The 19,986-nt window shown below is 41.2% G+C and carries 19 protein-coding genes, 1 tRNA gene and 1 riboswitch; of the genes, 5 read left to right on the forward strand and 15 right to left on the reverse strand.

From position 1 onward, the window contains the following. Positions 1 to 26: 26 nt before the first annotated feature. Entirely contained in the window at positions 27 to 344 is a 318-nt protein-coding gene (locus BLV66_RS04820) for a hypothetical protein (RefSeq protein WP_086987562.1), read from the forward strand. 114 nt (positions 345 to 458) lie between these two features. Then, positions 459 to 559: riboswitch (TPP riboswitch) on the forward strand. A 58-nt stretch (positions 560 to 617) separates the two neighbouring features. Beyond that, positions 618 to 1,193 (forward strand): energy-coupled thiamine transporter ThiT, encoded by a 576-nt coding sequence (gene thiT, locus BLV66_RS04825; protein ID WP_086987561.1) that lies wholly within the window; start codon positions 618 to 620, stop codon positions 1,191 to 1,193. Positions 1,194 to 1,347: 154 nt separating this feature from the next. Here thiT and BLV66_RS04830 read toward each other — a convergent pair whose 3' ends face one another. Further along, positions 1,348 to 2,214, reverse strand: coding sequence for a YitT family protein (locus BLV66_RS04830; RefSeq protein ID WP_143033101.1), 867 nt, complete (start codon positions 2,212 to 2,214; stop codon positions 1,348 to 1,350). Between the two features lie 337 nt (positions 2,215 to 2,551). On the opposite strand from BLV66_RS04830, the gene BLV66_RS04835 reads away from it, so the two are divergent. Further along, a complete protein-coding gene (locus tag BLV66_RS04835) occupies positions 2,552 to 4,075 on the forward strand; it encodes a GIY-YIG nuclease family protein (protein WP_086987559.1) in 1,524 nt (507 codons plus the stop codon). Positions 4,076 to 4,234: 159 nt separating this feature from the next. Next, positions 4,235 to 4,882, forward strand: coding sequence for an Ltp family lipoprotein (locus BLV66_RS04840; protein WP_245826751.1), 648 nt, complete (start codon positions 4,235 to 4,237; stop codon positions 4,880 to 4,882). A gap of 87 nt (positions 4,883 to 4,969) precedes the next feature. Here BLV66_RS04840 and BLV66_RS04845 read toward each other — a convergent pair. The 12 genes from BLV66_RS04845 to BLV66_RS15425 form a co-directional block, all read right to left on the reverse strand. Further along, a tRNA-Leu gene (locus BLV66_RS04845) sits at positions 4,970 to 5,053 on the reverse strand. Positions 5,054 to 5,338: 285 nt separating this feature from the next. Then, positions 5,339 to 5,695, reverse strand: coding sequence for a DUF192 domain-containing protein (locus tag BLV66_RS04850; protein ID WP_176974142.1), 357 nt, complete (start codon positions 5,693 to 5,695; stop codon positions 5,339 to 5,341). 1 nt (position 5,696) lies between these two features. Next, a complete protein-coding gene (locus BLV66_RS04855) occupies positions 5,697 to 8,189 on the reverse strand; it encodes a vWA domain-containing protein (RefSeq protein ID WP_086987556.1) in 2,493 nt (830 codons plus the stop codon). 24 nt (positions 8,190 to 8,213) lie between these two features. Continuing rightward, positions 8,214 to 9,131 (reverse strand): type II secretion system F family protein, encoded by a 918-nt coding sequence (locus tag BLV66_RS04860; RefSeq protein ID WP_086987555.1) that lies wholly within the window; start codon positions 9,129 to 9,131, stop codon positions 8,214 to 8,216. Positions 9,132 to 9,142: 11 nt separating this feature from the next. Further along, positions 9,143 to 10,102: a type II secretion system F family protein gene (locus BLV66_RS04865; RefSeq protein WP_176974143.1), complete on the reverse strand. Its 960-nt coding sequence runs from the start codon at positions 10,100 to 10,102 to the stop codon at positions 9,143 to 9,145. Between the two features lies 1 nt (position 10,103). Beyond that, positions 10,104 to 11,492, reverse strand: coding sequence for a TadA family conjugal transfer-associated ATPase (locus tag BLV66_RS04870; protein WP_086987553.1), 1,389 nt, complete (start codon positions 11,490 to 11,492; stop codon positions 10,104 to 10,106). Between the two features lie 31 nt (positions 11,493 to 11,523). Beyond that, the gene (locus tag BLV66_RS04875; protein ID WP_086987552.1) at positions 11,524 to 12,693 is read right to left on the reverse strand and encodes a CpaE/TadZ family protein; all 1,170 of its coding nucleotides are present in this window, start codon (positions 12,691 to 12,693) and stop codon (positions 11,524 to 11,526) included. Positions 12,694 to 12,698: 5 nt separating this feature from the next. Then, complete coding sequence (gene cpaB / locus BLV66_RS04880; RefSeq protein ID WP_086987551.1) at positions 12,699 to 13,412, reverse strand: Flp pilus assembly protein CpaB; 714 nt, start codon at positions 13,410 to 13,412, stop codon at positions 12,699 to 12,701. 24 nt (positions 13,413 to 13,436) lie between these two features. Then, positions 13,437 to 14,588 (reverse strand): pilus assembly protein TadG-related protein, encoded by a 1,152-nt coding sequence (locus tag BLV66_RS04885; protein WP_086987550.1) that lies wholly within the window; start codon positions 14,586 to 14,588, stop codon positions 13,437 to 13,439. Positions 14,589 to 14,594: 6 nt separating this feature from the next. Next, positions 14,595 to 15,011: a TadE/TadG family type IV pilus assembly protein gene (locus tag BLV66_RS04890; RefSeq protein WP_086987549.1), complete on the reverse strand. Its 417-nt coding sequence runs from the start codon at positions 15,009 to 15,011 to the stop codon at positions 14,595 to 14,597. A gap of 18 nt (positions 15,012 to 15,029) precedes the next feature. Then, positions 15,030 to 15,602, reverse strand: coding sequence for an A24 family peptidase (locus tag BLV66_RS04895; protein ID WP_086987548.1), 573 nt, complete (start codon positions 15,600 to 15,602; stop codon positions 15,030 to 15,032). Positions 15,603 to 15,758: 156 nt separating this feature from the next. After that, positions 15,759 to 15,917 carry a Flp family type IVb pilin gene (locus tag BLV66_RS15425; protein ID WP_143033103.1) on the reverse strand — a complete coding sequence of 53 codons (159 nt, stop codon included), beginning with the start codon at positions 15,915 to 15,917 and terminating at the stop codon, positions 15,759 to 15,761. A 728-nt stretch (positions 15,918 to 16,645) separates the two neighbouring features. Between BLV66_RS15425 and BLV66_RS04900 the strand changes: the two genes are divergently transcribed. Then, positions 16,646 to 17,206, forward strand: a complete 561-nt coding sequence (locus tag BLV66_RS04900; protein ID WP_086987547.1) for a TetR/AcrR family transcriptional regulator C-terminal domain-containing protein — start codon at positions 16,646 to 16,648, stop codon at positions 17,204 to 17,206. A 105-nt stretch (positions 17,207 to 17,311) separates the two neighbouring features. Here the strand turns inward: BLV66_RS04900 and BLV66_RS04905 are convergent, their stop codons facing one another. Together BLV66_RS04905 and BLV66_RS04910 are read right to left on the reverse strand one after the other, a co-directional pair. After that, a complete protein-coding gene (locus BLV66_RS04905; protein WP_086987546.1) occupies positions 17,312 to 17,767 on the reverse strand; it encodes a SprT family protein in 456 nt (151 codons plus the stop codon). A gap of 13 nt (positions 17,768 to 17,780) precedes the next feature. Further along, a complete protein-coding gene (locus tag BLV66_RS04910; RefSeq protein ID WP_086987545.1) occupies positions 17,781 to 19,958 on the reverse strand; it encodes a Tex family protein in 2,178 nt (725 codons plus the stop codon). Positions 19,959 to 19,986: the final 28 nt, after the last annotated feature.

Below are 19,986 nucleotides of genomic sequence, written 5' to 3' on the forward strand. Positions count from 1 at the left end.
CAGATAGACGGAAGGATGTACAATAAATGGCAAAAAAGAACAAAGGCAACCAAATCCAACGCAGAAATGTGACCCCAACAATACCCGAACTGCATAAAAATAAACAAGCGGCGGCGAAGAAAAACTTGCCGGTGGATGAAGACCCAACATTGCAAAATTCCTATAATATCACAATGTACGGCATGTTGATTGGCGCATCAATCGGCTACTTCGCCGGCAATGTGACGATCGGTTTCGGTATCGGTACACTAATTGGTGGCGTTATCGATTTCTACCTGAATACTCAGAAGAAAAAGAAACGCGAAGCCATCCTGAAGGTACAGGCTGAAAAAGAGCAGAAATAGGTACTATTGTAAAACCTGGAGTCCCGGCCTCCGCTTTTTTGGACGCTCTTTTGTGCAGTGTGTTCCTTGCATAACGAAAAAAATTGTAGTAAAGTTAGCTATAACTAAATAGACCGTTTCACAAAGGGGCGCCTTCATGGCTGAGATTGAACATAGATTCTGACCCTTCGAACCTGTTCGTTAGCACGAGCGTAGGGATTGTGATTGAGAAATGAAATTCATTCTCCTCCTTTGTTGATGGTGTGTTGTGCCTAAAAAAGGAGGAGTTTTTTTATGTCAAAAAATCTGAACATCTGGATTGAGGGAACCATCATCGCTGCCTTAGCGACTGTGTTGTCTTTGATCCCTTTCAATATCGGCCCTAGTTTTTCGGTTACGGTAGGTGCGCCGGTCATGATGCTTTACTGCCTGCGCCGCGGATTGGTTCCTGGGTTCTTCGCCAGTTTCCTGTGGGGTGTGTTGCACATTCTGATCGGGACGGCCTACATCCTGACCCCGTTGCAAGGATTCATAGAGTACTTCATCGCTTTCGGTTTCACTGGTTTGGCAGGCTTATTCACGCTGAAAGTCCAACAAGCGATTGCTGACCAAAACCAAAAGGCGCTTGTATGGCAAGTCATTTTAGGCACCATCGTCGGCACGGTCGGCCGCTACTTCTGGCACACGATTGCTGGCTACTATTTCTGGGGATCCTACGCACCTGAAGGCTGGAGCGCATGGCTCTACTCCATCGTCATGAACGGCGTCAGCGCCTTGGCAACCGGCGCATTCACAATCATGGTACTGGCGGTCATCGCTAAAACGAACCCACAATTGTTCGTACCGAAAAAATCGGTGCGCGGGTACTGATTGATTAAAGAGCAAAGTGGTTGTTATCGGCCTATGTCGGCTGTTTGCGCTCGCAATCTGAGTGACCTGACGACGAGCCAAGTTTATCCGTGTAACAAAAACCAATAAAGCAGAAGCAGCCTCCATTTTTCGAGGCTGCCTCTGCTTTATTTTATTATTCTACAAGCCCGGATTGGCGTTCCAGCGTGAAGCCCTTCCCTGCGACCTCGTGAACCTGTCCGATGATTACGAATGCAAACGGATCGATATCATTGACCAAGGCATTGATGGCGGCCAGTTTGCGCTGCTCGATGACGCAAAGCACCGCTTGCTGCTGAACCCCTTCAAAAGCCGTTTCGATGTTCACCAGCGTCAGCCCAACATCTTGCACATACAGCAATGCCTCTTTAATTTCCTCAAATTTTTTTGAAATGATGAAAAGCTGCATCTTATTTGTTCCGGTGACCATGACTTTGTTTATGACGATGGACGTCAAGAACACCATGATGAGCCCGTAAAGGATCTGTTCCATACTGGAAAATAACGCCTGGACCAGCAGGAAAATGACGTCGAACGCATACATCCCCACCGCAACCGGAATCCGGAAATGCTTGTTCAGGAGCAGTGGCGGAATGTCCATCCCACCCGTTGATGCACCGACCTTAAACACAAGCCCAACACCCAATCCGCATAGGATACCAGCGTAGATAGCCGAAAGTAGGATGTCATCCGTCATGTCCTGTAAGGCAGGTACTGTCCGGAAAAAAGTTAAAAATGTCGGGAAAATAATCGTGCTCAAAATCGTAGTCAATGCGAATTTCTTTCCCAACAAAGTCGCCCCAACGAAAAACATGAACCCATTGAAAACCAATACGACCAAAGAAATGTTCAATCCAAAAAAATGATTCAAAATAATGGCAAGACCCGTCGTTCCCCCGGCGATCAGATTCTTCGGTAAAATAAATGCCGCAATCGCAAATGCGACAATGATATTCCCGGCAACGACAGCGGCTATAGGTTTTAAAGTATGCAGTAGTTTCAAATATGTCACTCCTTTTTCTGAGATTTATAATACCCGGATACCTTTCAAGAAAAAGATATCCACGCCATTATAACAGATAAATGGAGGATGGAAAGAACAGTAGCAAACTTTTCAATTCCAAGAAGTGCTAGCAATGATACAAAAAGATTATGTCAAATAATCAATAGTAAATTTTTTATTTTAAAACAAAATAAATATTTATTTTGTCTGCAATATTTATCACTTTTTAAAGTATAATTATAATAACGATTCAACTTCTTACGTCACCATAACAAATTTGAAGGAGAACAAGATGTTGTTTTGATTCATACATAACATTTATTAGGGGGGCAATAAGATGGGTATTTTTGATAAAATCAAAGAACTGTTATCTGTAAAAAAGACGCTTGAATTAAAACAATTTGAATTAACAAACCTAAATGCTGAAATCGATATTACGAATAACAAAGTGGCAATTTTAAAGGGAAAGATTGACATTGAACAGAAAAATCTAGAAGAAAAAAATAATCTGATAGCTGAAAAAGAAAAAACCCTTCAGTTATACAAAGAGGAAGCTAGAACTGAAATTCTTGATGAATTGGAAAAAATAGAACACGATATTGAAATAGCAAAAATAGAAAAGAAATCACTTGAAGATGATAAAGAAAAGTTAACCAAGGAAATTAACAGATATTCAGCTCAAGCTAGAAAGTATAAATCAGAATTAGTGGGACTTAAGAAATTCAAAAAAATCTACCCCGAAAATACAGATTTATTTACACAAGCTGATAATGGTTATTATGTTCGCCCTTCTGCATTGGAAGACGCAGATGAATTTCTCAAAGAAGATAGCTTACTGGATAATGTTGTACGACTACATTTACACACTGACAATTCTAAGGAATTAAAAAAACTAGCCGTCGCAACCCAAAAAGAAATTGATACGTTGCTTGATAACTTCAAAACAAACTACACTACAAAAGCAAATGAAACTATTTACGAGCTAATGGTCATCAGTTTGCAAGCTGAGATCCAAAATTTATTATTTACTTTGAGCTTCAATAACCTTGACACTTCTAAAAAATCATTAACAATAATATTTGATAAATATCTTGCAATTGCAAGTAATGGTAATCGCAGTATATTACCAACAATCACTAGATTCCTTACTCAACTGCAACCACTTTACTCAGAATTGTTAACGATTGAATACAAACACTACATTTACAAACAACAAGAAAAAGAAGAACAACGCCAGTTAAGAGAACAAGCCAAACAAGATAAGGAAGAGCAAAAAGTGCTTGAAGACGAACGTAAAAAACTTGAATTTGAAGAAAGTAAATTCCAATCTGAAATTGAAAGGAATCTTGAATTGTTAAATACGGAAACTAATCCAGAAATGGTTGATCAGTTAGCAGCTAGGATAAAAGAACTCGAACAACAAATGCTCAATATCGAAGAGAAAAAAGAAGTTATTGCTAGCTTATCGCATGGTAAAGCAGGATATGTATACGTTATTTCTAACAAAGGAGCATTTGGGGAAAGAATGTTTAAAGTAGGAATGACTAGAAGATCTACACCTCTAGACAGAATAAATGAATTAAGTGGTGCTTCAGTGCCATTTAAATTTGACGTTCACGCTTTAGTATTTAGTGATGATGCAGTAACTCTGGAAGCCTCATTGCATAATAAATTATCCAACCAAAGAGTAAATAAAGTGAATTTTAGGAAAGAATTTTTTGAAGCAAATATTGATGACTTAGAAATATTTATTGGAGAAATAGATCCTACTGCCGAATTTGACTCCAGAATGGTTGCAGAAGAATACAATCAAAGTTTATTTTTAGCGGAAAATACTGATGGAATTGAAAAAATGATTTAATATCCAGACAAAAGATTATACTCTCCTGACCCATACGTAATTGAATCAAGAAGTACCTGTCATGATATATAGGCGGTTCTAGACGCCATGTTATTTTCCCTGTTTTGTGATATTTCCCGCATTTGCGGTTTATATAAAAAACTAATTGGAGGAATCATCATGAAGAAGTATTTATTATTGTTAAGTAGTGCATTGGTTTTGGCAGCCTGCGGAACGACTAGTGATGTTGAAGTTTCAGAAGAAGCATCATCAACAGCAGAGGTCGCTTCACAGGCAACCTCTGCTGAAACCGTAATTGCTGAAGAAACTAGTATCGTCGAAGAACCTGTAGCGAGTGTACCAAGCGAACCTGTTGTAACCCCAACGCCAGAACCTGGAGTTTCAAGAGAATTTAAAAATGCGGTTGGCAGCGCAGAAGACTACCTAAATCATACGAGTTTTTCTAAGCAAGGACTATACGACCAACTGTTATACGAAGGGTTCCCTCAAGATGCAGCACAATATGCGATTGATAGTGTGGTAACGGATTGGAATCAGAATGCGCTTCAGACTTCCGTTGACTATTTGGATTACTCTTCTTTCTCTTATCCAGGTTTGTATGATCAATTGATTTATGAGGGTTACACTGCTGAGCAAGCGCAATTTGCAGTTGATAATGTAGTAACCGATTGGAATCAGAACGCGCTTCAAACAGCCCTTGATTATTTAGACTACTCTTCTTTCTCCGATCAAGGTTTATATGGTCAATTGATTTACGAAGGTTACACCGCTGAGCAAGCAGAGTATGCAATGAACAATTTACCCTAATAAATAAAAAATCGCTAAAGTGTCATAAAAAATAGGGTTCCCAACATCATTGAGATGTCGGAAACCCTATTAAACTTGTTCTATCAATGCGGCCAAGAAGACTCGAACTTCCACGGGAGATACTCCCACCAGCCCCTCAAGCTGGCGCGTCTGCCATTCCGCCATGACCGCAAAACTAACTATTTCATTATACTTTTGAAGATCACTTCTGTCAACGTTTGCTTACTGATTTTATATATATTAATAAGGCCTTGATTATTTAATAATATACGCAAATATGAAACATTACAGTTTACTGATACTATCAACATATATTTGGGAGGGCAAGCAAAATGTTGGGGAATGATCTTTAATACAAGTATGAACCCTAAAATCTAAGTTTCCATCTCGCCAACAATACAAAAAGCATCGACTATACCCACATAAAGGGTACTCGATGCTTTTTTAGATTTCTTATTAAAGGCCATTGGATTTCTCCATGGAAAGTCTATCCCCAATTCTCACTTGTTTACTGACAGTATTCGCATTAGACTCAACAACATATTTTGCTTTTCTGATAATCGGAGAAAGGCTGCCTGGCCTCATATTGGAAATGATGTGGACCACTTGATGATTTTTATCCACAAAAACGACATCAATCGGAAATTCCATGAAAAAACAATGCACGCTGTTGCAAGGGTGGATCATCAATCCAGTATTCTCGGGGAGATCCTTTTTCCACATCAGTCCCCTTAGCCGGGATAAAAAATGATCTGCCTGGATCAATTGTTGTAAAATAATTTCGTTTGTCTCCAAGTTAATTAGTTTATCCATATCAAAGTTTACCTTCCAATACATTTTTTGCCTTGTCTTCTGGTACAAGTACTTTTTCTGCTTTGTAAGTGAATTCGTAACCCCCAGAATCAAAGGTATCCTGGTCAAATATTTCCTTACTTGTGAATACTTCACCATTAATTTTAAATATCCCAGGTGGCGTGGTGCTTATCTCAATGCGGACAGGAAGATAGGATTTTGATAATGTACGATACCCTTCCAGCCATTTTCGTTTCGTATGACGTTCCAAAACATTCACCATCAACTGGTAAGAGTATTTCGATTCGGTTAAAACCAAATCGGCAGTCGAATCTTCTTTTCCAAACGCAATCACAATCTTAGCAACTCTATCTGGCAAAACTATCTCCTGCTGTTGTTCTGAATCCAAAGCTTTATATTGCAGATAACGGGGAATGCGCAATGCTCGTTTCACTTTTTGCACGTATAGCATTTTCCCAACAGCTAAAATAAGTAAAGGCAAAAGTATGATTAATACGAGCACATACCAATTATTCAGGATGAATGACTGGATATTCCGTATCATCATGGCTGTTCCTGAAATGACTGAAATGGTCGATTTTATGTTCGACTCCACGTATGTTAACGGATCTTCAGCTGTAAGCATTATCTCAAAATCCTGTTTTGATAACGGTGTCTCTTTAAATATGGAAATCGTAACAGTTTCATCTACTGTTTCTTTCGGTTCCAAAGTTACGACTTTTTCTTCTGTTAACCCTAAATCAGAATCCATCGATAAATGAACCGTTTCACTTCTGCTGGAATGATTTTCCAGTTTAATCGGAATAATCAGCTTTCCCCCTGGCTTGCTGGTCAGATTTTTTCCAACCACCGTGCCTGTAACTTCGCCGGCAGAAACCACTTTGTATTGGCCGATTTCATTTTCCACCGTGAAATTCAACCCATCATACGTCCCTTGCACAATCAGAGATGCAGTTACATCCCCTTCTGTATTGAAAGGTAAAAACAGCGTATAGATGGCATCTCCTCCCACTTGATCACCGCTCGCTTCATCTTGGTTATCCATAAGAGAATGGATTTCTTGCTTACCATCAGAATAGTCAGCAATCAAATTGAAACTGTTGATGGTAACGCCCTGTGAACCATCTACGGGAGTTCCGCTTAATTCAAGATAGCCGGTTATTTTTTGGCTTTCCGAAACCTTAAAGATTGCATCATTGAGGTCGACCTCACTCTTCAGAACGGGCAATTCCTGTACCTTAATCGTCGTCAGATTATTCGTGATAACCGTTTCGCCGTCCTTGATGCGGGTATCCAAAACATATTCACCCGTTTGGTCAACACTTTCATAGACGCCTACATAATATCCGTCCTGTAGCGTTAGTATGATGCTGTCTGGATCAGCGGTTCCATTTTTTGAAACTTGAACTTCCACAACCATTTGCGAGTCCAATTCACCCGTCACTGCAACTGATACAGCAATCGGTTCATTGATTGAGTGCTGCATATTCGCCTTCGGTTCGACGACCCACGACTTCAGGAAGAGATCCTTATCACCGAATAATTGAACTATTCCAGTTCCTTTCACGAGCAGTTGCCAATCCCCGGCCAGTTCTCTATCATCCTGATTCATGGTTACAATTGTATAATTTTCATTCCTCTGAACAACGACTTTGTCGGCTACATTTTGACCTGATGTTGGATTGGCAGAAACCTCAATCCCCGGTGTGTCATTCGTGACGACCATCGTGACTTGAGATGTATAGCTATCAAGCTGGAACGGCAAACTATTTTCTCCTTCAACGTCAATGGTCTCAGTCAGAAAAGTTTGTCTATTTTTTAGTGTTCGCAGTACTTCAAAAAAATTAACAGCTATTTCACTTGGATTACCAAGAAACTTTGCTTCTCCTCTAGTATCTGTAGCAATCCGCTGCAGGATTGATTGATCAACCGTTCCGAACCCTATTGCGTAGACAGGATAATTCTTCAGACCGATTTGACCGGTCGTCTGCCACAGGGAATTCATGTAGTCCGACATAAAAACCTGGTCTTCCCGTTTAGCATAATCCGGCTCTGGAACACCATCGGTCAGAAAAATGATTACCTTGCGGATATCCTTTTCGGTAAAACTGTCCAATTGCCTTTCCGCTGTTTGAAGTGCCAACTGATAATTCGTATTGCCGTTAGCATTGATTATCGGGGCTAGCGTATTTTTTATTGCTTGCTTATTATTGGAATCACCAATTTGCTGCAACGGCACCAATTCCGTCACATCCGTTGAGAAGGAGACGATGCCCAAGTAGTCTTCCGGACTTAATAGATCGACAAAAATATCAGCAGCCATTTTTCGGAGGTTAGCAGGATCAGTCTCCGCCATACTTCCCGAGGTATCGATTACCAGTGACACGGCAATTTCTTCGGAAGTCTTATCTTCTTCTGCCAAAACAGGCGGTGAAAAGCTTAAAATCAAAAAACTCATCAAAAAACTGAAGCCAACTATTTTTCTAAAAGACATGGTTTTCGCCTCCTTTCACATCTGTTATTTCATCAAAGTTGCCATAATATTTATAACTGCAGGTCCCAAAATAACTACAAAGACTGCTGGGAGCATAAACAGTACTAATGGAAATAGCATTTTAATCGGTATTTTTGCAGCATTAGCTTCCGCTCGTTGACGTTTGGTCAATCGCATTGTATTAGCTTGGATTCTTAAAACATTACCGATATTCGATCCCAATTCTTCAGCCTGGATGATGGATGTTACGAATGTCGCCAAATCCTCTACCTGTGTACGTTTCACCATATCCCGCAAGGCCTCGGAACGATCGCGTCCTTTGTTTATCTCGTTCATAGTGAGAAGTAATTCATCGCTCAGAGGACATTTCATTTTTTCTGTTGTCCGATAGATAGCCATATCAAACGACAACCCCGCTTCTACGCTAACATACAGCAAATCCAATAAACTCGGTAAAGCATATTGGATTTCTAGTTTTCTTTTATCTGATTTTGACTTTAAGAAAGTATAAGGGAATAACAATCCAATAGCACCGGCCAAGATAATGTAAATGACATTAGAAGATGAAGCCGTTATTTTCATTAGGTAGTATAATAGGAATGGAAGAATGACTCCCATCATTAATTGGATTGCCAAAACATTATTTACTTTCATTTTTTCACTTGTCCCGCTACTGCTCAGCAAGATTTCGTATTTCTCTTTGATTGCAGAAGGAGCTAAATTCCCCAATGATTGAAGCAACTTCTCATAGGCTGGATTAATGACACGTGCAATAAAAGGATCCCTCATTTCTTCATCAAAGACATCCCGTGTGTCTGCAATCACCTTCACATTGTCCAATCGCTCACGTACAATCATTTTTGGATTTATGAGTATATCATAGAATTGATAAAACAGAAGCAGGCTAGTAAGAAACAATGATCCATAAACAAGCAGTTCCATTTTTATCCCTCCTATATTTTCACTTGGACAATTTTGACCAACGCAATGATTCCAATCATCATCATAACAGCTGCGGTGCCCAACATCATTAACCCCAACGGATCAGAGAAAAGGGTACCGATGTATTCTGGGTTAAGCATAAAAATCACACCAGCAATCGCAATCGGCATAATTCCGATGATGACCGCAGACATACGGCTTTGCGAGGTGAGAGTGTGTACATCGCCCTTCAATTTAACTCTTTCCCTAATTGTCCCTGAAATAGTATCCAATATCTCGGACAAATCCCCGCCTACTTGCATTTGAATTAAAAGTGTTGTGATAAAAATATCCAAATCTTCATCGTCTGTTCTTTTTGCCAAATCCTCCAACGCTTCATTCATATTTTTCCCATAAGAATTGTCCCGCAATACTTTCGAAAATTCGTCCGCAATTGGGGCTTCCATTTCTCTGCTTACAACGGCCATGGCCTGCGGAAAACTAAAGCCTGCCCGCAACCCATTTGACAATAAACTTAAGGCCTGCGGCAGTTGGGAGTTTAGTTGTTTTGCACGTTTCTTTCTGATGGACTCGATGAATATTTCAGGTACTTTGAAACCCAACAGGAATCCCAAAATGAAAAACCAAAACTTCGAGTAAAGTTGGAAAAATACAGTTCCTACAACTAGCCCGCCTATGATAGAAATCTCGATGAATTCTATCGGCTTCATTTTGATGTACGCCTGTAATAATTTTGATTTTATATTTACAAAGTAATTAGATCTTTCCAGATATTGAATAGATTTCCATAACAATCCATCCAGAAAGCTCGATTGTTTCCCTTTTTCGGAAAAGTTAACCTGTTCCATTGACTTGCCAGCTTTTGATAAACGCTCTTTAATACTTCGTTTATTTTCGAACAGAAGTAAATACAACATCACAAGAACACATATTGTTGTAACGAAAGTAAATATTAAAACAGTAGGTAGCATATCAATTCCCCTTTCTGTAAGAATCGAAGTTGCTAACAGAGGTCTTGAATAGACTGGCGGGCACATTTTCACCATGTGCTTTTATCTTAGTCAAAAAATTAGGCAGAATACCAGTTGCCTGGTGCTTTCCTTTGACCGTCCCTTGTTCGTCGAAGCCCTCTTGATTGAAAATGAAAACATCCTGTAAGGTTACCGTATCGCCTTCCAATCCGACAATTTCACTTATTTTCGTTACTTTTCTGGAACCATCTAACATCCGTGATACTTGGACGACCAAATTGATGGCAGAAGCCACTTGCTCGCGGATGGCACGGGATGGCAACTCAATGCCAGACATCATAACCATTGTTTCCAAACGAGACAGGCTATCTCTAGGAGTATTGGCATGAATGGTCGTTAAAGAGCCATCATGTCCGGTATTCATTGCCTGTAGCATGTCCAATGCTTCCCCACCACGAACTTCCCCTACAATAATGCGATCTGGACGCATCCGTAAAGAGTTGACAACAAGGTCTCGGATTGTTATTTTTCCTTTACCTTCTATATTGGCGGGTCTTGATTCCAACGTAACAACATGTGATTGCTGCAATTGCACCTCAGCTGCATCCTCTATTGTTACAATTCTGTCCATTTCCGGTATAAAACTGGATAAGACATTCAATAAAGTTGTCTTCCCGCTGCCCGTACCTCCTGAAACAAGAATATTAATCCGACCTTTCACGCACAAACGCAAGAACTGAGCGATATCAGCATTTAAAGTGCCGAAGGTTATCAAATCATCGACAGTAAATGGATCGCTTGAAAATTTACGGATAGTGATTGATGGACCTTTGACTGCTAAAGGTGGAATGATGATGTTGACACGTGATCCATCCGGTAAGCGGGCATCCACTAAAGGGGAACTTTCATCTACTCGCCTACCTAACGGTGAAATAATTTTATCAATAATGTGCATAACGTGTTTGTCATCCCGGAACTCATTATCGGTTTTCACTATTTTCCCTTTGCGTTCAATAAAAATATTTTTAGGGCCATTCACCATTATTTCTGTGATTGTATCGTCATTCAATAACTCACTTATCGGTCCAAAATGATAGATTTCACTCATGACTGTCTGGTTGACTCTTAATTTGTCAGCAAAAGATAGATGCCGCTTTTGATCGTAGATGATAGCTCCGATGATGTCATTTATTTTTTCCTGCGTCTTTTTCTGTTGGGCTCCATCATCCGCCTCTTTTGTGGCAGGTAATTGATCAATGACTATTTGCAGTACCTCGTAGGCTAATTCATCCAAGTCTCTTCTTCTTTTTGCCAAGCCATTCTGATCTTCCATCTTTTCTTCGCTATTCGCCTCAGCAAATCCAAAATTTCCGTAAGCTCCAAGGTTCATGTTTTCACCCTCTTCTGGCTATTTCTATATTTTAGGCGTTCATTGGTTCATCCTGAACGATTCTCGTTCTCATTTTGTCGATATGTTTTGAAATATTATTTTTTGGATATTCATAAACCAGGGGTACTCCTCTATTTAAAGAAGACAGTACTCTGCGATAATCGAACCCAATTGCGGCATCCACTTTTTTATTAAGCGTCGCTTCTACATCTTTCTGCTTAATATCTCCCTTACTATCCTCTTTATTCAAGATGATTCTGATTTTTGATTGAGGAAAATTCAATTCTTTTAATGTTACCAATAAGGCTTTGATATTCCGAACAGAAGAAATCTCTGGTGTTGTGATGACCAGTAGATGGTCGGCTAATGCCAATGCCGGCATGATTGTTTCGAAGAACCGTGCAGGCATATCGATTATGACATAATCGAATGATTCTCTTAAAGCTTCAATGATGATCCGGATATGGTCAGCGTTGATGAATTCATTCATTTGTTGTTGAAGATTTGCTGGCAATACTTTAATACCAGATTCATGTGGTACAAGATAGCTTTCAATCAGATCACTATCTATATGTCGTATATCATCCACAATGTCCGAAATGGTGAATTTGGGGTATAGATTCAAGGCTAACGCTGCGTTTCCAAAGTCCAAATCCAAATCGACGAGCACGACTCTTTTTTCTTGATTTTTCGCCAAGGATGCCGCCAAGTTAATGGATACGAAAGTCTTCCCTACTCCTCCTTTTGTGCTGAAAACCGTATATACTTGTCCAAGTTCACTTTTTCTCACTTTTTTTTGTGGGGCTTCTTGTTGCAACGTAACTTTCTTCTCTTGCAGTTGATGGATTCGATAGATGGCGTTCATCAGCTTTTCCGGTTCTATCGGTTTAATCAGAACGTCCTTCGCACCTGCCAAAAGGGCATTATGCATGGTTTCCTCTTGCAACGATTCTTCCATCATGATTATTCCAATACCGGGATATTGAGAAGAAACTCTTTCCGCGAATGCATAGCGATTACCGCCTCGACCAGATCCCATCAACAAAACATCCATCGGTGATCGCTCCAGTAATTCTAAAACAGGGGCTTCATCTATAAAATCACCTGCAAGTTGGACATAGTCTATATTTTTCAATGTGTCAACAATGTTCAAACGATCCATTTCTGAATCTGCCAATAATAACAGTTTCATCCTATTCATTGTTCTCACCGCCCTTTCCACGAATCAAAATTAGCTGTACCATAGTTTGGTAATTCTTGTTCCGCAGTGTCTACAGCGTTACGAAGTGTAAAATAGAAAGATCCATTAACCGCTGCATAGGCAATCACCTCAGCTTGCGCCGGTGTCACCAGTAGCGTCAATGATGTGGGCACTCCTGTTTGAACCTCTTCTGCTCCTGTGATATATGGCCCTTTTTCTAGAATTTCTATATTCTGCAATTGCGTTATTACCAATTTTTGATCTTCAGAAGGTGTGTAACTTACCAAAACGTCTACATTATCCCCCGGCATAATATACCCGCCAATACCGCTTGTTTCTGTTGTAGGCACGGCAACGGCTCTCATGTTTTCAGGAATCTGATAGGCCAACGGCGCATCTCCGGTATCAAATATGACTCGCTCACTCAGCACCTGTTCTCCTGCTATCAATTCCGTTGTGGTTGTCCCCCCAACTACGTCTTTAATAGACGTAAAAGCATCTGGATGGGCAGCTTCAGACGGAATTTCTTTTATCTCCAACATTTCTGTGGTGACCTTCACGTGTGCAGGAACAGTACTGATTGCCACGACTATTTTCTCCATTTCAACTTGATTTTCTTTACTTGCAACTGTCGCTTGATTCAAATAGATATATACTAATCCTGTTGTAACCAATGCCAGTATGACTGTGATAATCCCTATCCTTTTTTTGTTTTTCATGTAGTTCTCACCCCTTCAAAAATATCACTCAATCAACTTATGATATGTAACAGCTTCAGTTGTAGTACCAGTATTCGGATCAACTTGATCACCTGGTTGGGCAATTGCGGTGAATTCTATCGGAATGCCTGAAAAATGTCCCAAAATGGTTCCTTTTGGTAAAGAGGTTGCTTCTCCGGTGTTATTAAATGCATAATCTTCGTATTCTGTAGCCACGCCTATTTGATAATTATTTTTGACATACTTGTCATCAGAAAACTGTAATGCGTTTGATGATCCCTCAGACTTTTTGTTATTAGTGTTCCCAGCGCTAACAATGTAATCCTCTATTTGGTAGGGAACGAAATATTTAATACGGACAACCGTTTTACCATTCTTTGTTTCTGCTGTATTTTCCACTATGGGTATCAATCCGGTCATTATTTCCTTTTTCGCTTTCTCTTCTTCTACAGCATCAGGTAATATGATTGTTGCTGCTTTCAGCATGCGTGTTTCAATGTTTCCAGGCAGGCTTTGGATATTCCCTGGGTCAGTTTCAACATCTATGCTTATTTCCATAGGCGTATCGCTATTTGTACCAGCTAATGCAGCAGCGTTATTCAATCCCGGAATGTCAAGAAATCCCCAGTTTCCATTCAAAACATCATCGGCAACCTGTTTTTCAGCATGCAGCAAACTGTCTTGGTTGGCTATGAAATATCCTTCCTTGACAAACAATGGTAAAATATTGCCTCCAGCGACACTTTTTGTATACCCCCAAGTGCCAACAGCCTTTGCTGTTACAATAGCCTCATTTTCACCGAAAATTTTGGCAAAAAATAAATTTTGATTTTCATTAACTGTGACCGTGATTACCTGCCGGGTATCTGTTTGATTTTGAATCATTACACTTTTTGTTGCGACGACAGCACTTGCAGTATCTGCACCATTCTTAATGGCATATTCAACGGCCGTACTGATCGCTGTCGAGACATCCAAACCTTTGCTCTCTTCTAAAGTTTGAGCACCCGCTAAGGCTCCGGCATCTGCTGCAGTCACCATTTGCCGTCGATCTGCATAAAGTACTCCTGCATCTACCACCAACGACGCAAATGCCATGATCAACAAGAGCATGCCAACAACCATCGGTAGTGCGGCTCCTTTCTCATCTGACCAAAACCGTTTTTTCCAATTCATGTTCGCTCACTCCAATCTCATACTGGCATAACCATCGACGGTTTGTGTACCAGTTATAAAGATACCAATCAAAGGATTTACTTGAGTTGATATCGTTACCGTAACTCTGTTGGAACCTTGAGAATCACTATCAATGTCATAACTCGGAGAAACAACTAAAGTTATGTTACTTGTATCCAGAGCCTCCAAGATTGCATTGGTTGCTGCAGAATTGTAAGTATTATTGTTAGCACTGGAATAACCCAAAGCCGCACGAACACGAGCCCCTTCCCTCACAGCAGCATTCACAGTCACTTTTGCATTCAGCATCCAACCAAATTCTAGAACTCCTAAAATTAGCATCAGTAGAATTGGCAATACCAAGGCAAATTCCACAAGTGATTGTCCATTTTCACTTTTACGCAGTTTAGATAATATGTTCAAGATACACACCCTCTTTTATTAAAAAATGTGGAAACCTTGGTTAGAAGCGATAAGTACCAAAATTGTCCCTCCAGCAATCGCTACACCGTAGGGAATATATATTTTTTTGTATTCCTGTCCATTCTTAACAAAACGCTTGGGCAAATGCTCGATCTTCTCACTATTTCCAAGTTGGTTCAAAAAATGGAATAGCAACTGTATAAAAGATAAAATAATTTTTTTAAAGTAATCCCTTAATTTCCCAGTATATAGTAAATATACAATCACCATAGTCCCTCCAACTAATGCGGAATATAGCGCTGTCAATAATGAAAACTGCCAGCCCATCAACGCCCCAATGGCACCCATCAACTTGACATCCCCAGCCCCCATCCCACCCATAACAAACGGAATAAAGAAAATTGCTAAGCCAGCCAACATCCCGCCTATACTTAACAGCAACCCTGTCCGCCCTCCTGTAACCAGATTGATAATCACCCCGACGATAATGCCCGTAAAGGTTATCTTATTCGGTATTTTTCTTTCTTTTGCATCAAAAAAGCCGGATGCCCCAACCAACATTAAAACCAGCATATTATTTGCCGTGACCATTTCGAGTCCCCCCTCTTCTATATTAAATTTCTATTTATTTTTTTTATTACAGTTTTGAATATTTTTCACGGATATAGGAAGATTTTTAAAAAAATCCCGCCAAATTCAGCGGGATTTATCTATTTAATAAATTACTACTATTATTGGCATACAAGATTATAACGCAGCTACAATTTCATTGAATTTAGCAATAATATCAACACCTACAGCTCTCATTGCTACAATTGCCACGACTGAAATCAAAGCAATAATCAATGCATACTCAACCAAACCTTGACCTTCTTCTTCTGAATACAATCTTCTCATGATTTCCATGATGACTTCCTCCTCTTTCCATCCGTTTTTTAATGTTGTTGTTGTTTATGAGGTGGCTTCTTCTTCGAAACCGCTTCATTTAGCAACAACTCCATTTTTCAATAGATATAGATTCACAAGCCATACCTATTCAAAAATAGAGTTTCTGCTCGCAACAAATAAAATTTTGATAGGACGTAATCATATACAAGTTATTAAAAAGAGATTATAATTAAGAAAATACGAGTTAATTTTTAAAGTATATATTCACTTTTTTTTGTATAGATTTACATTATTACAAGTAGTAAGTACGTTTCCTTCACTTACTATAAAAACTGTTCTTTTTGAAAGAGATCATAGATGGTAATTGAGATGACGAGCTTTAAATGTTGATAATATTGTTTCGTTGAATTGCATAGAAGAGAAACTAATTAGAAGATTTGCCTGAAAACTCGAGATGTCAAAGATAGTTGAGTGATTTAAGCATTTTAGATGAGTTGGGTTAATGTAGACCGTTGATGAACGGCTTTTGATGTTAATAAAGATGGTGTGGGTTACGTAGCTGATTAGGTATTACTAGCTTAGTTGTGGTGTGGTGTGTTTTATTTATGTCTTTATTTTAAATCATTTGTATTTTAATACAATCCACAGATTTAGCCTATTTGTGCAATTAATAGACACTACCGCTAAATGTGTCGTTTTTATTGACATTATATTGAAATCTATTGATTTTGAGGGGGTTTTTTTGCATGATAAATGAATCGAACAGTAGAAGTGCGCGGCGAACCAAACATTTATTCAAGGATGCATTGATGCGTTTGTTGGAAACGGAAAGTTTCGCTTGCATATCCGTTAAGGATATTGTGCAGACCGCCGAATATAATCGCACGACTTTTTATAACCATTACTACGATAAATATGATTTGCTTGATGATTTGACGCAAGACTTATTGGACGGATTGGCAGCTGCGGTAAAAACGAGCTTTAAGGATTTTCACAAAAGCCAGCGCAGATCATTGAACGTGTCTAATATAACCATTTTTGATTATGTCTATCAAAATCGCCGTGCTATTTCCCTATGCTTTCAAAATGATGATCAAAGAAAACTCACTCTCAAAAGTTTGGACACCCTCTACCAAAATCTAATGGAATCTTGGAGACCACTTGTCAATTTATCAGAAAAACAACTATCCTCTGATGCAAGAATTCTCACTTATACATTGGCTGGTGTCATTCATGGCTGGATCGAAGAAAATTTCAAAACTCCTCCCGACGAAATTAGGGCATCGTTTGTATCCTATCATAATTAATCTTTTTAATGTCTAGCGTGCCCTTATTTAACTAACTTTATATATTAAAAAGCCCGGAGAATCTATTTTCAGAGATTCTTCGGGCTTTTAATCTTGATTTAGTTTTTATTCAATCTTCAGTCGCAACTTCCCCTTGCACTTCCCACAGACATACTTTCTCAGATCAATCCTTCGCTTCCGCGGATAAAGCTGTCCGCAGGCACTGCAACTATACAGCCATTTCGGCAGCTCTATAGTTCCAACTTTGCGGAGGTCCTTGACGAACCGGCTCCCTCCGCTTTCCTTCAGCAAACTGCGGAAATCTGCATCCCGATGCTGATACCCTCGACCCTCAATATGCAGATGATAGTGGCAGAGTTCATGCTTCACTACCTTTTCCAGTTCCTCAGACCCGTGCAGTTCCAGCACCAAGGGGTTGAAATCCAAATTGTGGCTGCCCAGATGATAGCGCCCGCCTGTGGTGCGCAGGCGGCGGTTGAAGGTGGCGCGGTGGCGGAACGGTTTCTGGAAAACGGTAATCGAGATGTGCTCCACCAATCGCTGCAGTTCTTGCTCATTCATCGGCTATTCCTCATTATTTTTGCGGCAGCATCGTCAGGGCAACGCGGCCTTTGTTCGTGTCGACGTTATCGACCCAAACGGTCACGATATCGCCGACTGCGACCACATCGGATGGATGCTTGACGAAGCGGTTGCTTAGTTTGGAGATGTGGACCATGCCGTCCTGTTTGACGCCGATGTCGACGAAGGCGCCGAAGTCCACGACGTTGCGGACCGTACCCTGCAGTTCCATACCCGGCTTCAAGTCTTCCATCGAGAGCACATCTTGGCGCAGCAATGGTTGCGCGATGTCGTCTCGCGGATCGCGGCCCGGTTTGGTCAGGCCGGCGATGATATCCTGCATCGTTTCTTTCCCTAGTCCGGTTACTTCGCGGGCTTTAGTGCGATCTAAAGCTCCCAATGCTTCTCGAGCTTGTTCGGTGCCAATATCCTTCAGGCTGAGACCGGCAAGTGCCAACACTTCTTTGGCTGCGGGATAGGATTCTGGGTGGATATCCGTGTTGTCGAGGATATTCTTGCCATCGGCGATGCGCATGAAGCCGACTGATTGTTCGAAGGCTTTTGGTCCGAGGCGCGGCACTTTCTTCAATTGTTGGCGGCTGTCGAAGGCACCGTTCTCTTCGCGGAAGGCGACGATGTTGTTCGCGATTGTTTTGTTCAGGCCGGCGACGTGCTGCAATAATGGCGCACTGGCTGTGTTCAGGTTGACGCCGACTTGGTTGACGGCCGTTTCTACGACAAAGTCCAGGCGCTCGCCCAACTGTTTCTGGGAAACGTCATGCTGGTATTGGCCGACTCCGACCGATTTCGGATCGATCTTCACCAATTCGGCAAGCGGGTCCTGCAGACGGCGCGCGATGCTGACGGCACTGCGTTCTTCAACTTGGAAATCCGGGAATTCTTCTCGGGCGATGTCGCTGGCGGAATAGACCGAAGCGCCCGCTTCGTTGACGATGACATAATAAACGGTTTCGGCAACTTGTTTGATCTGGTCGGAGACAAACAGTTCCGATTCACGGCTGGCTGTTCCGTTCCCGATGGCTACCATTTCCACTTTATAGTCCGAAAGCATTTTTCGGAAAGCCGGACCGGCAGCGGCGCGTTTTTCTTGATTGGCCGGTTTGTGTGGGTAGATGACGCTCTTCGCCAACACTTTCCCGGTTGCATCGACAATCGCCAGTTTGCAGCCGGTGCGGTAAGCCGGGTCCAGACCGAGCACAACTTTGCCTTTCAACGGCGGCTGCAGCAAGAGGTTGCGCAGGTTGTCGCCGAAGACATCGATTGCTTGCGCATCGGCGGCTTCGCTCAATTCATTGCGCAGTTCGCGTTCGATGGCCGGTCCGATGAAACGGCGATAGCTATCCTCGTAAGCTGCCTTCAAATAAGGCACGGCGATGCTGTTTGGATTCTTCAGCACCTTTTTCGCCAGATAAGCGAAAATTTTCTCTTCGTCGATCAGAACGGCGACTTTGAGGATGCCGGTTTTTTCGCCGCGGTTCATGGCCAGCACGCGATGCGAAACCATAGAGGAAATGCCTTGGGAAAATTCGTAGTACATTTCGTAGACGCCTTTTTCATCCTTTTCAGTATCCTTAGCAGTGCTGACGATTTGGCCGTTTTTACGCGTGAACTCGCGGATATGTTCGCGGTATGCCGGTTCATCGCTGACGATTTCGGCAATGATTTCGTGGGCTCCAGCCAACACATCTTCTATAGTAGAAAGTTCCATTTTCTCATTAAGGAATTCCTTGGCCTTCGCTTCGACGGATCCGTTCATTGGACCGCTTAATAGCCACTCGGCAAACGGAGCCAAGCCTTTTTCGCGGGCGATAGACGCTTTCGTGCGGCGTTTCTGTTTATAAGGACGGTACAAATCCTCAACGCGCTGCATCTTTTCAGCGCGTTCAATATCCGCTTTGAGTTTCGGCGTCAGTTTGCCCTGTTCCTCAATGATGCGGATGACTTCTTCCTTGCGTTTGTGCAAGTTTGTCACGTATTGGTGGCGTTCTTCGATTTGACGGATCTCGACTTCATCAAGCGAGCCCGTAACTTCCTTCCGGTAGCGCGCGATGAACGGGACAGTATTGCCCTCTTCCAATAGTTGCAGTACTTTTTCGATCTGTGCGGGTCTGAATTGGTTCAGCTCCGCTTTCACCAAGTCCAAAACGATTTGTTGTGCTGTTTCTGTCATGTTATTAACTACTCCTGCCTTTCAAAAT

The sequence above is a fragment of the Trichococcus collinsii genome, from assembly GCF_900107505.1.
Taxonomy (GTDB): domain Bacteria; phylum Bacillota; class Bacilli; order Lactobacillales; family Aerococcaceae; genus Trichococcus; species Trichococcus collinsii.

Bases quoted from the DNA above. Each gene is read 5' to 3' on its own strand.
- BLV66_RS04820 (WP_086987562.1), top strand. From the start codon at position 27: ATGGCAAAAAAGAACAAAGGCAACCAAATCCAACGCAGAAATGTGACC.
- thiT (WP_086987561.1), top strand. From the start codon at position 618: ATGTCAAAAAATCTGAACATCTGGATTGAGGGAACCATCATCGCTGCC.
- BLV66_RS04835 (WP_086987559.1), top strand. From the start codon at position 2,552: ATGGGTATTTTTGATAAAATCAAAGAACTGTTATCTGTAAAAAAGACG.
- BLV66_RS04840 (WP_245826751.1), top strand. From the start codon at position 4,235: ATGAAGAAGTATTTATTATTGTTAAGTAGTGCATTGGTTTTGGCAGCC.
- BLV66_RS04850 (WP_176974142.1), bottom strand. From the start codon at position 5,695: ATGGATAAACTAATTAACTTGGAGACAAACGAAATTATTTTACAACAA.
- BLV66_RS04855 (WP_086987556.1), bottom strand. From the start codon at position 8,189: ATGTCTTTTAGAAAAATAGTTGGCTTCAGTTTTTTGATGAGTTTTTTG.
- BLV66_RS04860 (WP_086987555.1), bottom strand. From the start codon at position 9,131: ATGGAACTGCTTGTTTATGGATCATTGTTTCTTACTAGCCTGCTTCTG.
- BLV66_RS04865 (WP_176974143.1), bottom strand. From the start codon at position 10,102: ATGCTACCTACTGTTTTAATATTTACTTTCGTTACAACAATATGTGTT.
- BLV66_RS04870 (WP_086987553.1), bottom strand. From the start codon at position 11,492: ATGAACCTTGGAGCTTACGGAAATTTTGGATTTGCTGAGGCGAATAGC.
- BLV66_RS04875 (WP_086987552.1), bottom strand. From the start codon at position 12,693: ATGAATAGGATGAAACTGTTATTATTGGCAGATTCAGAAATGGATCGT.
- cpaB (WP_086987551.1), bottom strand. From the start codon at position 13,412: ATGAAAAACAAAAAAAGGATAGGGATTATCACAGTCATACTGGCATTG.
- BLV66_RS04885 (WP_086987550.1), bottom strand. From the start codon at position 14,588: ATGAATTGGAAAAAACGGTTTTGGTCAGATGAGAAAGGAGCCGCACTA.
- BLV66_RS04895 (WP_086987548.1), bottom strand. From the start codon at position 15,602: ATGGTCACGGCAAATAATATGCTGGTTTTAATGTTGGTTGGGGCATCC.
- BLV66_RS15425 (WP_143033103.1), bottom strand. From the start codon at position 15,917: ATGGAAATCATGAGAAGATTGTATTCAGAAGAAGAAGGTCAAGGTTTG.
- BLV66_RS04900 (WP_086987547.1), top strand. From the start codon at position 16,646: ATGATAAATGAATCGAACAGTAGAAGTGCGCGGCGAACCAAACATTTA.
- BLV66_RS04905 (WP_086987546.1), bottom strand. From the start codon at position 17,767: ATGAATGAGCAAGAACTGCAGCGATTGGTGGAGCACATCTCGATTACC.
- BLV66_RS04910 (WP_086987545.1), bottom strand. From the start codon at position 19,958: ATGACAGAAACAGCACAACAAATCGTTTTGGACTTGGTGAAAGCGGAG.